The 13,476-nt window shown below is 44.7% G+C and carries 11 protein-coding genes; 2 read left to right on the forward strand and 9 right to left on the reverse strand.

Annotated elements, in window-relative coordinates; all coding sequences use genetic code 11:
• Both HY805_03105 and HY805_03110 read left to right on the forward strand, forming a co-directional pair.
• A partial coding sequence (locus HY805_03105) for a TldD/PmbA family protein (GenBank protein MBI4823204.1) occupies positions 1-778 on the forward strand: 778 nt, incomplete at its 5' end.
• Positions 779-784: 6 nt separating this feature from the next.
• Positions 785-2,134 (forward strand): sigma-54-dependent Fis family transcriptional regulator, encoded by a 1,350-nt coding sequence (locus HY805_03110; GenBank protein ID MBI4823205.1) that lies wholly within the window; start codon positions 785-787, stop codon positions 2,132-2,134.
• A gap of 6 nt (positions 2,135-2,140) precedes the next feature.
• Here HY805_03110 and HY805_03115 read toward each other — a convergent pair whose 3' ends face one another.
• From HY805_03115 to HY805_03155, 9 genes are read right to left on the reverse strand one after another with little or no spacing between them, the layout of a single operon-like run.
• Positions 2,141-2,512 carry a response regulator gene (locus tag HY805_03115; protein ID MBI4823206.1) on the reverse strand — a complete coding sequence of 124 codons (372 nt, stop codon included), beginning with the start codon at positions 2,510-2,512 and terminating at the stop codon, positions 2,141-2,143.
• 1 nt (position 2,513) lies between these two features.
• Positions 2,514-3,320, reverse strand: coding sequence for a GAF domain-containing protein (locus HY805_03120; protein MBI4823207.1), 807 nt, complete (start codon positions 3,318-3,320; stop codon positions 2,514-2,516).
• Between the two features lie 20 nt (positions 3,321-3,340).
• A complete protein-coding gene (locus HY805_03125; GenBank protein MBI4823208.1) occupies positions 3,341-4,399 on the reverse strand; it encodes a chemotaxis response regulator protein-glutamate methylesterase in 1,059 nt (352 codons plus the stop codon).
• Positions 4,396-5,298, reverse strand: coding sequence for a protein-glutamate O-methyltransferase CheR (locus HY805_03130; protein MBI4823209.1), 903 nt, complete (start codon positions 5,296-5,298; stop codon positions 4,396-4,398). Before HY805_03130 ends, HY805_03125 begins: the two co-directional genes overlap by 4 nt.
• A gap of 12 nt (positions 5,299-5,310) precedes the next feature.
• Positions 5,311-7,341, reverse strand: a complete 2,031-nt coding sequence (locus HY805_03135; protein MBI4823210.1) for a HEAT repeat domain-containing protein — start codon at positions 7,339-7,341, stop codon at positions 5,311-5,313.
• Positions 7,338-7,802 carry a chemotaxis protein CheW gene (locus tag HY805_03140; GenBank protein MBI4823211.1) on the reverse strand — a complete coding sequence of 155 codons (465 nt, stop codon included), beginning with the start codon at positions 7,800-7,802 and terminating at the stop codon, positions 7,338-7,340. The genes HY805_03135 and HY805_03140 overlap by 4 nt, the downstream gene beginning before the upstream one ends.
• Positions 7,802-9,829 (reverse strand): HAMP domain-containing protein, encoded by a 2,028-nt coding sequence (locus HY805_03145; protein MBI4823212.1) that lies wholly within the window; start codon positions 9,827-9,829, stop codon positions 7,802-7,804. Before HY805_03145 ends, HY805_03140 begins: the two co-directional genes overlap by 1 nt.
• A 16-nt stretch (positions 9,830-9,845) precedes the next feature.
• Entirely contained in the window at positions 9,846-12,698 is a 2,853-nt protein-coding gene (gene phnD / locus HY805_03150; GenBank protein MBI4823213.1) for a phosphate/phosphite/phosphonate ABC transporter substrate-binding protein, read from the reverse strand.
• Positions 12,699-13,430, reverse strand: coding sequence for a purine-binding chemotaxis protein CheW (locus HY805_03155; protein ID MBI4823214.1), 732 nt, complete (start codon positions 13,428-13,430; stop codon positions 12,699-12,701).
• Positions 13,431-13,476 lie beyond the last annotated feature (46 nt).

Genomic DNA, 13,476 nt, shown 5'->3' on the forward strand with positions numbered 1-13,476 from the left:
TAGCCAGATGGGGTGGGAGTTTCAGGGCTCGAGATTTCTCTCTGACATATCTTTTGAGGCTGTCGGTAAAACAGCGGCTGAAAGGGCAGTGAGACTGCTTGGTGCAAAAAGGCTAAATGCAAAGAAAGCACCTATAGTGCTTGAGGCTCAGGTGGCAGTGGATTTTCTGAGAATCTTTGCCTCTTTACTTTCTTCCGATGCTGTCCAGAAAGGAAAGTCTCTTCTTAAAGGGAAGGTAGGGCAGATGGTGATAAGCGAAAACCTCAGCATCATAGACGATGGCACTCTCAGGGGAAGGTTAGGCACAAAGCCTGTTGATGACGAGGGTGTGCCTACATATAAAAAGACCCTTATAAAGGCAGGTGTGCTTGAAGGGTTTATGTATAACACATATACTGCAAAAAAGGACAATGTAAGTTCCACGGGCAATGCCATAAGAGGAGATTTTTCAGGCGTGCCTTCTGTTGGTCCTACGAACCTCTATATAGAGTCCAAAGAGGTTGTGTCCGATTTAGCAGGCTCTTTAGGCACAGGGCTTGTGATAACGGATGCAATGGGTGTGCATATGGCAAACCCTGTGTCAGGGGACTTCTCTATAGGGGTTTCAGGGCTTTGGGTGGATGAAGGACTGGTAAGGTATCCTGTGAAAGAGGCTGTGATTTCAGGCAATATATTAGGGTTTTTTAAAGGGGTCTTAGCATCAGGGGAGGACCTCAGGTTTTATGGAAACATAGGCTCACCGAGCCTTTTAGTAGGTCCAATAGACATAGGTGCATAAAATGCCATGAATCCAAAGGCTGTTTTGATAGTAGATGACGAGCCTGAGATATTAGAGTCCGTAGCTCTTATATGTAACTTAAAGGGCTTTAAGACATTAACTGCGGATTCAGGAGCTAAAGCCATAGATGTCTTTAGCAATGAGCCAACGCCTGTCATTGTTTGCGACAATGTCCTGCCTGATATAGAGGGCGTAGAACTTCTGAAGGAGTTCCGTCAGATATTTCCCGAAGTTCAGATGATAATGATAACAGGCAAAGGCACAATCAGCGTAGCAGTTTCTGCAATGAAGGCAGGTGTGTTTGACTTTATCACAAAGCCATTTGACCCGGAATATCTCATTCAGTTAATCCTAAGGGCAGGGGAGCTTTGTTTTGCTCTCACGGAAAAGAATGCCCTCAAGGAAGAGTTCGAAAAGACAACCTCAGAGGAGATGATAGGCAGTCATCTGGCAATGAAAAAACTTCTTGGGGTTATCAGTGTGGTTTCGCCTACTGAAAGCACAGTGCTCATAGAAGGCGAATCAGGCACGGGCAAGGAGCTTGTTGCAAGGTTGATACACAAGAGGAGCCCCCGCGGGCTAATGCCATTTATCCCTGTTGATTGCGGAGCAATACCAGAGGGGCTTGTCGAGTCAGAGCTTTTTGGTCATGAAAAAGGTGCATTCACAGGCGCTTTAAGTCAGAAAATAGGAAGATTCCAAAGGGCAGAAGGAGGAACACTCTTTCTGGATGAGATAGGCTCTCTGCCCCTAAGCTCTCAGGCAAAGCTCTTGAGAGCGCTTCAGGAGAAGGTTATAGAGAGGGTTGGCGGTCAGAAGCTCATACCAATCGATGTCAGGTTTATTGCGGCTACAAACATCAGCCTTTACGAGGCAGTCAAGAAAAAAAGGTTCAGGGAAGACCTTTATTACAGGCTAAATGTCATAAGGCTCGAGGTACCGCCTCTCAGGGAAAGGTTAAGCGATATACCCGCACTTTCAATGCATTTCGTGCAGAAGCATCGTTCAAAGACAAACAGTATCGTTACGGATATTTCAAAGGAAGCACTGAAGGTAATGATGCAACACCCATGGCATGGCAATATCAGGGAGCTTGAAAATGTCATCGAGCATGCCCTTATAATGGCAAGGGCAGAAACAATAATGCCTCATGACATTTCATCTTTACTTAAAGATGAAGGAGAAGAAGTAGAAGGCTCTTCAAAGCTCGATGATATGGAAAGGGCAATGCTTCTCAGGGCTATAAAGGAAGCAGGAGGCAATAAATACAGGGCCGCCAAGATTCTTGGCATTCAAAGGTCAAGCCTTTATAGTAAGCTTAAGAAATTCGGTATTGCAGAGACCGAATCGGTTTGAATATCGCTAACCCTGAGATATAAAGCTGTTGACCAATCTTATTAGTTCCTGAGTTTGAATTGGCTTTGAAAGATAGGCGTCTGCTCCAAGTGCCATTGCCCTTTTTTTGTCTTCCTCTGCACCCTCTGTGGTGATTATGATTACAGGGGTTTTCTTGTATGCATTGTTTTCCCTTATAAGGTTCAGGAGCTTAAGACCGTTCATAACAGGCATATTGATGTCAGCAAGTATCAGGTCTATTTTTTCCGAGGAGAGTTTTTTTAGGGCATCGACACCATCCGATGCCTCGATGACTCTGGAGTTTGGTATGCGCTTCATGGCAAAGCTTATGAGCTGTCTCATTGTCGGTGAATCTTCTACGACAAGTATATTAAGCATTTTACCTCTTTGGCTTGTCCTTGAGAAGCTCTAAAAAACTCTGAAGCGTGGTTAGTTTTCTTTCCGATTGTGTATAAAGCCTTGCCGAAAACACGGCAGTTGCCGCATGACCTGCGAGGAGATTGAAAAGCTCGTAGTCCATATTCGTAAAGCTGTTTTTCTGTATAAAAAGGGAGTATATGGAGATAACGCCTATTACATGTTCCTTTATCTTGAGTGGGATACAGACTATCGGCTTTCCGGTTTGGGCATCACCTTTTATCTGCATGTCAGAGTGAAAATAGCTGACCCCTTCTTTAGTAACCTTTCCAATGATGCCTTCGCCTATTTTTACCTTTGGGATTGTGTTTGTGGAGAGGCCTTCTGCGGCTACTGCCAGAAGCTCGTTTGTCTTTTCATCCATAAGGAAGATTGCGAATTTCTCGGCACCTATGAGGTTTATGATAATCTCGAGGACGATTCTCAGGACTTCGTTAAAATCCAGCGTGGAGTGCAGTTGGTAGCTTGCCACATAGAGATTGGCAAGGTTGTTGTTTTCCTCCTCGACCTCTATGTATTTTGCCGCAAAATCCTTATTTTCCTCCTCGACCTGCCTGTATTTTTCCTTTAGCGAGCCTATCTCCTCCTCTAAGGCAGCGATGGTATGATGAAGGAGCTTGCTTTTTGCCTCATCCCCTGTTTTTTCGACTGCACCTTCAATTTCTGCAATCCTGAATCTCAGTTTTTCGTTTTCCTTCAGGAGTTCTTTTGTAAACTCCTCGCCCTTTTTAAATACCTGAAGGAATTCATCTGCCTTTCTACCTAAAATGCCCTCTTTTTCCAATTTTTCTACCTCTCTGGCTTTTTTTCCACAGCCCTTATCATCTCTTCGGCAATCCTCGTCAACGGCACTACCTTGTCTGCGGCACCTGCGTTTATGACCTCGGCAGGCATGCCAAATACAACCGAGGTCTCTTCGGACTCTACTATAGTATAACCACCTTTTGATTTTATTTCCAGCATTCCCTTTTTGCCGTCATTGCCCATGCCTGTTAATACCACGCCCATTGTGTTTTGCTGGTAGATCTCTGCGGTAGAAACCATCATGGTGTCAACCGAGGGTGTATATCTGTCTTCGTATGTTGCTTCTTTTAGGACAATAGAGGCTCTCTCATGTCTTGCCTTCAGGGTCATGTGGTATCCTCCGGGACATATGAGGACAGTTCCTTTTTCAACCTCGTCTCCGTTTTCAGCCTCCTTAATTTTTAACTTAGAGAGACTGTCGAGCCTTTCAGCCAAAGGCTTTGTGAAACCCTTTGGCATATGCTGGCTTATGAGGACAGGCGGAAAATCCGCAGGCAGTTTTGTCAATATTATCTGAATCGCAGGAGGCCCCCCGGTGGAGGCTCCTATGGCAACGACTTCTATCTCGCTTTTGGAGGGCATTGTTTTATGCGGAGTCTCTTCGGTATCTGCAAAAAGTCTTATGTTCCGACCTAACACATCTATGTTTAGGTCCTTCGTGATGCCTTTGACTTTTGTAAGAAGGTCTTTTTCTATGTTCCTGAGCTCAAGAGATGCCCTTCTTGAGGGTTTTGCTATAAAGTCCACTGCACCGAGCTCCAATGCCTTAAAAACCGTCTTTGTATCGGAATAAGAGCTTACCATTATGACAGGTGTGGGCTTTTCCTTAATAAGCCATCTGAGGAAGCTGAAACCGTCCATCTCAGGCATCTCGAAATCTAATGTTATGAGGTCAGGCTTGAGCCTGAGGGTCTTTGCCATTGCATCTATTCCGTCGGAGGCAATCCCTATGACTACTATGTCAGGGTCGGACTCAAGCATTTTCTTGATTGTCTGTCTGCTGAATGCCGAGTCGTCGACTACCAGAACCTTTATCATAATTATCTTCCCCAGACCATTCTGAAAAGGCTCTCGTCTGAAAGAGACACAGAAACCTTCTTGGGCTTTTGATAAACCATATCGTTTTTTAGATGCTTCAGGGTAAATGAAGTGGACACATTCATCAGGGACTCTGCATGCCCAAGCAGAAGATACCCTCCATCCGAAAGCCTGTTATAGAAGTTCTCTATCACTTTCTTTCTTGCATCCATATGAAAGTAAATAAGCACATTCCTGCACAGTATTACATCCATCGTCTCTACGAATTTTACCTTGAATGGGTCAAGAAGGTTAAGATAGCTGAAATTGACGAGTTTTTTGATATTGTCGCTTATCTTGTAAATGCCGTCGTTTTCCTTGAAATACTTCTTTGCGAAGTATTCATTCGTGTTTCTGAAGGAGTTCTTTCTATAAAGCCCTTTTCTTGCGGACTGAAGAACCCTCTGGTTTATATCGGAGCCTAATATCTCTATATCCCAGCCATCGAAATATGCTCCTTGCTCTAATACCAACATGGCAATAGTGTAGGGCTCTTCCCCGGAAGAACAGCCTGCTGACCATATCCGTATTTTTTTTGTATCTTTTTTTGCCGTATAAAGATCTTTTAGTATCTCCTCGTTCAGAGCCTTCAACTGGATTTCTTCCCTGAAAAAATATGTCTCGTTTATCGTAAGAATATCCATCAGTTCGCTGAATTCCTCCTCCTTATACCTATCGTAAAGGAGCAGTCTATAGTAGTCCCTGAAGTTATCGAGATGATGGATCTTGAGCCTTCTTGAGAGTCTACTTTCGAGAAGATATATAGAGTCATCGTCAAAGTATATGCCGCAGTAGTCTTTTATCAGCTCCCTCAGGAGTCTGAATTCTTCGTCATGAAGGGGTATGCGGTCTTCTTTATCGAGCATTTATAAAAACCTCTAATGTTTTTCTGACTGCAAAATCGTTCTCCTTGTCGTAGAGCTTTTCGAGCTCTCCTTTGATGCGACTGTTTGGGCTTCATCGTTCTCCTTGTCGTAGAGCTTTTCGAGCTCTCCTTTGATGCGACTGTTTGGGCTTCCTCCCAGTGCCTCAACAGCTGCAACCCTCGTAGCCCAATCATTGTCCCTTATAAAAGGCAGGATGTTGTTTTCTACCCCTTGGAATTTAGAAAGCGATTTTATTGCTGTTCTTCGTATCTCTTTGTCCGAAGAGGAAAGCATGCCAATAAGTGCCTTTTTTGCATCGTTTCCTCCGAGCCTTCCTAACGAGTCTATTGCAGTGGTTACGACAAAACCGTTTTTGTCGGAAAGGGCTTTTAGAAGACTTGAAACTGCGCCTTTGCTTCCCAGCATGCCCAATGCCCTCGCAGAGGTTGCCCTAACCCTGTCGTCAGTGTCGCTAAGGAGAAGGCACAGAGGCTCGGTAGCAATCTCCTGTCCTGTCATGCCTAAAGACAGTGCTGACGATGCCCTTATGTCTGAGTCCTCGTCTGTCAGGGCAAGGGTAAGATATTTTATGGAATCCCTCGTCTTTATAGAAGACAGGGCATTTATAACTGCCCTTCTTACGGAGACATTATCGTCTTTCAGAGCAAAGCCCAATGCAGGAACTGCCTCATGGGCTGAGAGTCTTCCAATAAGAAGTGCGGAATTTTTCCTTAAAACAAGGTTTTTACTTTTTAGATTGCTTATCAACTCTTCCATGTCAACGGAGGCTTTAAATTTACTTAGTGCCTCTATAGCGGCTTCCTGCACATCTGTGTATTCATCAACGAGAAGCCCTTTTATACGCTCTATTGCCCTTATATCTCCTATATTGGAAAGACCAATAGCAGACAGTGCCCTCACATGGCCATCGGAGTCTCCGATGATCTCTGTAAAGGTGTCGAAATAAATGGGTGAGGCTACCTCCGATGCCACAGAGCATACGAACCTTCTGAGATACGGACTGTCCTTTTTAAACAAAGGAAGGATTGCTTCTGGTTTGTGTTTTCCGATAAAGACGAGGGCTTTTTTAACATCCCCTGTAAAGTCGCTTTCCGTTGAAAGCTCAAGCAAAGGGTCAAGTGCCCTCTCATCCCTTAGGAGTCCCAGAAGTAGTATTGCCGAACCCCTGACAGCGGGTTTACTGCTCCATGCATGTTCAAGCAGTAGGTGTATTATCCGCTCACCGATGAGGCTCTGAAGCTCTGAGGCTATAAATTCTTCGTTAGCACCCTTATGGTACAGCGTTTCTATGGCTTTTATAGCACTTTCCCCTACTGCCTTGGATTTGTCATCTATAAAAGGCACTATGTATTTCAGGGCTTCTGGGTCTCCGATTTTTCCCAATGCCCTGAGGCATGGCTCCCGCAGGGTTTTATTGTCAAGTGCCCTGACAAGTGCTGGTATTGCCCTTTTGTCGCCAATCGTCCCGATGGCATCTGCCGCAGGATAGGCTGTCCAGAGGTCCCCTTCTTCTAAAATCCCTATAAGTGCATCTACCACAGAAGGCTCGCCCATGCTCCCTAAGTGCTCTACTGCCGATGCCCTGACATTTTCATCCTCGTCTTTGAGGGCATCGAGCATCAGGGGAATCGTCTTTCTGTCCTTGAACTGCCCCAGTATATCTATAATGAACTTTCTTGCATCGGTGTCAGTTGTCTTGAATGCCTCTATCAGAAACCGCGTAGCCCTTCTGTTTAGCTTTGTAAGTATTTCTATGGCAGAGTTCCTTGCCCCTGCATTATCCTCGAGATGAAGAAGCCCGATGAGGCTGTCCATGTAAGACTCCAGAGGATAATCCTCAAAGAGTATGTCCTGAACGGTTTTTCTTACCCGCCAGCTTGCATCCTGTAGCGCCTTGATAAGTAGGGCTATAACCTCTTTTTGTTCTACGCCTGAAGGAGGCTCCTTAAGGGCAAGGACAGCAGTTCTCCTGTCGTCGATATCCATGCTTTTAAGTTTTTCGGAAATTTCTTTCAGTGTCATGTCTCTACTATGGCAGTCTCGGTTGATTCCTTAAGTATAATTTTTTCTTCGGCTGAAAGGAGGCTTTCTATAGAAAGGAGTATAACCACACTTCCTTTTTTCTTTGCGATACCTTCCAGATATTCTGTTTTCAAGCCCTTAAAGATAGCAGGTGGCAAGGTCATCTCTTCATTGGAAAAGCTTGCTATCTCCCTGACCGCATCAACCACAAGTCCGACCTTTTCTCCTTCTGCTCTGATGAGGATTATCCTTTCGTTTTTTGATTGGGAAAATCTGATACCGAATCGTTTTCGCATATCTATCAGAGCAATCACATCTCCCCTGACGGTTATTATGCCTGAGATAAAATCAGGCAGATTGGGAAGTCCTCTTACCTTCTGGTATTTAAGAATCTCGACAACATTTTTGATGTCGATTCCAAAGTCTTCTTCGCCAAGTCCAAATACGATAAACTGCTTCATTATTTAATCTTGAATGCCTCCATCTCTTTTTTAAGGAGACCGATTTCCTCCTGAAGGGTATTTAATGAAAGCGACAGTGCCTCTACATCTCTCAGGGTTGATGTCCCGATATTTCTTATCTGCTCTACATGGGAGATGATTCCCTCGTTTACTTTCTGCTGGTTCATCGTAGACTGGGTTATCTCGAATAATTTTTCGGCTGCAAGCTCGAGGTTTTTCGATATAAGTTTTGTGCCTGTTGCCTGCTCCGCTGTTCCTTTCTTTGAAACCTCTGCTACCTCCTTTACCTCCCTGATGCTCTCGAGCATATATTCCGAGGACTTAGACTGCTCGTTTGTGGACTTTGCAACACCCGAGACCATTTCCTTTATAGCACTTACAGATGTTGTTATATGACCCAAGCCCTTTGCCTGTTCTTCTGTTGCCTTCTCGATTGACCTTGCCATCCGTGCCGACTTCTGTGCCACCTCAAGGGCAGTGGCTACGGATTCCCCTGCCTTGTAAACCAATGTGTTTCCCTCGTCAACCATCTGCATGCCTGTCTCTATAGAGACCACTGCGTCTGAAAGCTCTGTCTGAATCGTTCTGACAATGCCGGTTATCTCTTTTGTGGAAGAAGCGGTTCTGTCGCTTAATGCCCTTATTTCGTCTGCAACAACCGAAAACCCCTTTCCGTACTCTCCTGCTTGTGCGGCAAGTATTGCCGCATTAAGGCTGAGAAGGTTTGTCTGCTCTGTGACCTCTTTTATGACAGAAAGCATTTTCTCTATATCCTTTGACCTTGAGCCTAAGCGTCTGACTATCTCCACTGAATATTTGACCTTATCCGAGATTTTTTCCATACTCTCAATGGCGTCTGCTATTTGTAGCACACCCTTTTCCGCAGTGATTTCTCTTACCTTGTCTGCAAGTCTCGTTGATTCCTTTGCACCCGTTTCAACCTCTTTGACAGAGGCATTTATCTCCTCCACAGAGGCAAGGGCGTCCTCGACAGAGGACAGGACATTCTCGGAGCTATCTGCCATTGCCTTTGCAGTCTGTGACATCTCAGCCACTATGGAGAAAGAGCTTTCGGATGCCTGAAACAGCCTGCTTGCACTGGATGCTATCTCGTCTGCAATGTTTTTCATCTGGAGAAGGGAAGTAACATTTTCAGAGGAGACCTCCGACATCTTCTCGGTTCCATCGGTTATTTTTTTCTGTGATTCATGGGCATTCTTCAATGACTGGGATATGCTGTCTACTGCAGTTGACTGTTTCTGGACCCCTTGAGTGACATTGTCGAATGTTAGCTGAAGCTGTCTTATAGCCATTGCGACATTGGCGGCAGTGGAATGAAGTTTTGACACAGTGGATGTCATCCCATCCACAAGAAACCTGAGCCCGTGGGCAATAGTGCCAAGCTCGTTTTTTCCTATGTCCGGGATTTTTACGGTCAGGTCCCCTGCTGTAATACTTCTCAGACGGTCCTCGAGCACACTTACGGGTTTGCCAATCTTTCTCTGGAAAAAAAGATAAATGATATATATCGTGATTAAAAAGACCAGCGACTGACCAAGCGGAGGCACTGTGAGAAGCCTCTGCATTGCCTCGTTAACCTGTTTTCCGCTATATGAGATTGTTACCGTGCCTATCTCTTCTACACCTGACTTTAAATGTATAGTAAGCTCGTTTGTCCATGACACAAAGAATGGGTTTATAGTCTTGCCCCTTTGCTGGACTCCTGATGATTTTTCTCTTACGACATTGCCCCCTTTGTCTGTGATACGGATGGAGATTATATCTCCATCCTTCGTAATACCATCTATGTAGCGGTCAAGGGATTCGTAGTTAGAATTCAATATGGCATCCAATGAGGGTTCTCTAACAAGGTTGCCTAAACTGCCAATCTTATTTTTCAGCATTGCCGAGGTATGGGCTTTCTGGTTAAACAGAAACCATGTCCACAAAGAGCCCTGACCCACAATAAGTATAAGAAGCACTATAAATGTAAAACTATTGGCTAATGACCTCCTTAGCAGTTTCATAGTTTTCTAAAGCCTCCTATAGGATTCCGAGCTTTGACATCATAATTCTTATACTGCTATAGTCCTCATCCTTTGCCTCTGTAAAACCTGTATAGCTTCTATCTATCGATTTTAGAATCAAAGAGTCCTCGTCTTGTTTGACATCGAGCTCCAGGAGTGCGGATTTCACCCTTGCCCTATCAGAATCGCTCAAGGATGCGCCTGCACAAATATTAAACTCAGGTATATCATCCGAGAACTTTACGATATGTATTGGCTCTGCCTTGAATTTATTTATAGTTGCCTCCATAACTCCGCCTGCATCGAACTCCTCCTTCAGGACTGCCTTTATTACATCGTCGTGATGTCCGAGGTAGTCGTAATAGTGAAGGTCTTTAAGGTCTATGCCTTCTTCGAGGAGCATTGCCCTTGGAACGATATGGCTCGATGTGGAATGAATATCTCCGAATGCAAATGACCGGTTTTTAATATCCCTTAACGAACCTATAGTGCTACCTGCCTTCGTTATTATTGCCGAGTGGTGGAATGGCTTGCCGTCCCGAAGGGCTTTTACGAGAAGTGTAGCTCCATAATTGCGTGCCTCGATGTATGTAGATGGCGTCATGTAAGATAGTTGTGTAATGCCTTGTCCCAAGTCCTTTATAGCTGACTCGAAGTCCTGAGCTACTTTCAGCTCGACTTTTTTGCCGAGTTTTTTTGAGAGGTATACGGAAAGAGGAGTAAATTTCCTGAACATATCAGCAGGAGACTCAAGAGGCACGATGCCGAATTGTATGACGCCTACTGCCTTTTCCTCTAAAAGCTTGAATTTTTCTACCTCTGCAATAACAAGGTCCGAGTCCTTTGAGAGTTCCCTCAGGGATTTATTCACCCTGAAGGCAATGTCCCTGTTTTCTCTGGGCAGGTCTTTTATCTTATTTACAGCGTCCCTTATCTGACCCGAGCCAACTTTCTGCTCATATATAGCCCTTGAGATATGCTTGCTTTTGTCGGAGACGACCTCGACTGCCTGTGCAATCTGCCTGCTTGCGGATGCTTGCTGATTGGTTGCCGATGTTACCTGATGTGCCGCATTTCTCATTTTTTCCGTGGCAGAAAGGATAAACATTATTCCCTTGGACTGCTCCGAGGTTGCCTTTGCTATCTGGCTTACCATACTTCTTACACGCTCTATGGACTCTGAAACTAACTTTGCGGCTTTTGCCTGCTCTGTAGTAGAGCGTTCTATGGAAATCGCCATCTCGGAGGAAAACTTCGAGCTCTCTAAAATCTTTTTCAGAGCATCGGATGCCTCACCTGAAAGCTTAAGACCCTCCTCGACAGAGACCAGACCGTCATGCATTGCCTCCGTGGCATCTTTAACCTCCTGCCTGACGGATTGAATCAGGGTATCTATCTCCTGTGTTGAAAATGCAGTTCTTTCTGCAAGGTCTTTTATCTCGTCGGCAACCACTGAAAACCCTTTGCCATGCTCCCTTGCCTGCGAGGCAAGGATTGCCGCATTCAGCGCAAGAAGCGTTGTCTGGTCAGTAATGTCATCTATGACTATAAGGATTTTTCCTATCTCCTCTGACCTGCCACCGAGCTTTTTAATGACATCTGCTGTTTTTTCCACAGATGTCTTTATCTTCTGCATTCCCTGCATGGTCTTGTTGATAGCAGTCACTCCGAGGGTTGATGCATCCTTTGTAACCTTTTCGGAAAGCCTTGCGGATTCCTTTGCGCTCAAGTCAACCTCTTTTATGGAGTATATTATTTCCTCGACAGCAGAGAGGGTCTCTTCGGATACCTTTGCAAGGTTTTCGGAATTGTCTGCAACCTCTTTTATGGTTGCAGACATCTCCTCTATGGAGGATGATGTTGCCTCGATTCCACCTGAGAGTTCCTGCGTGATGTATGTTACAGAGCCTATGGACGATGCCATCTGTTCGCTTGAAGAGGCTGTTTGCTCAACCGATGCAGAGAGGCTTTCCGTGCTATCCACAATCTCTGTTATGGCGGCATTCAGCTCCTCCACAGAGCTTGATATGTTGGCTATTGCCTCTGCCTCTACCTGTGTGCCTTCAAGTATCTTTCCTGACTCGGAGTCAACCTTTCCTGTAGTAATTGAAATCCTGCCTGAAACCTCCTTAACCATTTGAAGAATGATGCTTATGGAATGAAGGGAGTCTTTTATAGACCTGTCTAACTTTCCAATCTCGTCCTTTGTAGAGATGTCGGTTTTAAAGGAAAGGTCTCCTTCTGCCATCTTTATGGCATTGGACTCAAGTGTCCGAAGCGGTTTTATGACGAGCCTTCTTATTATCTGCCAGAAAAGCATTCCTAAGATGCCTGTGCCGAGAAGGCTTCCCAGTGCTATGAGGAGCATGAAGTTTCTAATCCTGTCTTGCTCTTTTTCAAGGGAGACAGAAATCTTTATAGCCCCTAACATAGGTGTTTCTGCCCCATGGCAGGAGTGGCATCGAGGGAGATTGTCAAGTGGCATATAAAATGTGAGCGATGTGCCTTTTATCTGGCTCAATGATGCACGGCTTTCAATGAGCCTTTTCAGGGTTTCAGCCTCTGCGATGGGAGCATCAGGCTTAAATGCCTCTCTGCCCTGATGATTATAAACCTCGATTCCTTCAAAATCGGATATAGCTTTAAAGTCTTTTATAAGGTTCACTGTTACTTCTGCTTTACCATCTAACATCGTCTCCTCTATGCCTTTTGTGATGAGCATTGCACTTGCCTTTAGCCTGTCTTCAGCAATGGACTTGATACTGTCTTTAACTATGAAAAACACAAAAAGGCTGACCGTTATTACGCCCACTATAAGTATGACAAAGCCTACGCTTAGAATCTTGAATTCGAGCCTTTCTTTTAACATCTATTTTTCTCCTACCTTGAAATTTAGCGCCTCATCGCAATGCACAATCGATATAAACCTGCCATCCAGAAAGGCAACCCCTTCGATAAACCGTAGCTCGGACTCTGTCAGATGAGATGGCGGATTGACTATTGACTCTGCAGGGATTCTTACTACATCTACGACCTTGTCTACAAACACTCCTATAGAGCCTTTTTCCCCTTTAAGTATCAATATCTTTGCTTTACTTCTGTCTCCTACATCTTTAAGAAGAAACCTTTTTCTGAGGTCTATCAAGGGGATGATTTTTCCCCTTAGGGAAGTAACTCCTATTATGAATTCATGGACACGGGGCAGCAGTGTAACCTTCTGGGACCTTAGAATCTCCTCGACATCAGAGACCTTGAATGCATAGTCCTCATCGGACAGCTTGAATGTAAGGAGCTCGATTATGTCGTCTTTTTCCTGTTTCAGCTCGGGTTTTTCTTCGGGTATTTTCTGAGATGGCTCTTCTTTCACTTCAATCGGAAGGACTGCACTTTTGTCCTCCTCGAGGATGGGCTTTTCGGTAGTAGTGTCTTTTGTTTCAGGTACAATAGTGTCTTTCGGGGTTTGTTCTTTTTCAGCCTGTGTTATGGCAGGCATAATGTCTTCGGGAGATTCAGTGGCTTTTTCTTTTTCGAGGGTGCTATTTCCTGTCTGCTGAGCCTCTTTTTCAGCCTTGAGCTTTTTTCTTATCTTGGCTATATCCATAGGTTATATTAATACCTTAAACATGGAAAACATATAATTTTTGCAT

This window comes from Nitrospirota bacterium, assembly GCA_016207905.1.
In the GTDB taxonomy this organism is placed as follows: Bacteria; Nitrospirota; Thermodesulfovibrionia; order Thermodesulfovibrionales; family JdFR-86; genus JACQZC01.

What these genes read in the sequence shown, in the direction of transcription:
- HY805_03110 (MBI4823205.1), top strand. Translation starts at nt 785, where the DNA reads ATGAATCCAAAGGCTGTTTTGATAGTAGATGACGAGCCTGAGATATTA.
- HY805_03115 (MBI4823206.1), bottom strand. Translation starts at nt 2,512, where the DNA reads ATGCTTAATATACTTGTCGTAGAAGATTCACCGACAATGAGACAGCTC.
- HY805_03130 (MBI4823209.1), bottom strand. Translation starts at nt 5,298, where the DNA reads ATGCTCGATAAAGAAGACCGCATACCCCTTCATGACGAAGAATTCAGA.
- HY805_03135 (MBI4823210.1), bottom strand. Translation starts at nt 7,341, where the DNA reads ATGACACTGAAAGAAATTTCCGAAAAACTTAAAAGCATGGATATCGAC.
- HY805_03140 (MBI4823211.1), bottom strand. Translation starts at nt 7,802, where the DNA reads ATGAAGCAGTTTATCGTATTTGGACTTGGCGAAGAAGACTTTGGAATC.
- HY805_03145 (MBI4823212.1), bottom strand. Translation starts at nt 9,829, where the DNA reads ATGAAACTGCTAAGGAGGTCATTAGCCAATAGTTTTACATTTATAGTG.
- phnD (MBI4823213.1), bottom strand. Translation starts at nt 12,698, where the DNA reads ATGTTAAAAGAAAGGCTCGAATTCAAGATTCTAAGCGTAGGCTTTGTC.
- HY805_03155 (MBI4823214.1), bottom strand. Translation starts at nt 13,430, where the DNA reads ATGGATATAGCCAAGATAAGAAAAAAGCTCAAGGCTGAAAAAGAGGCT.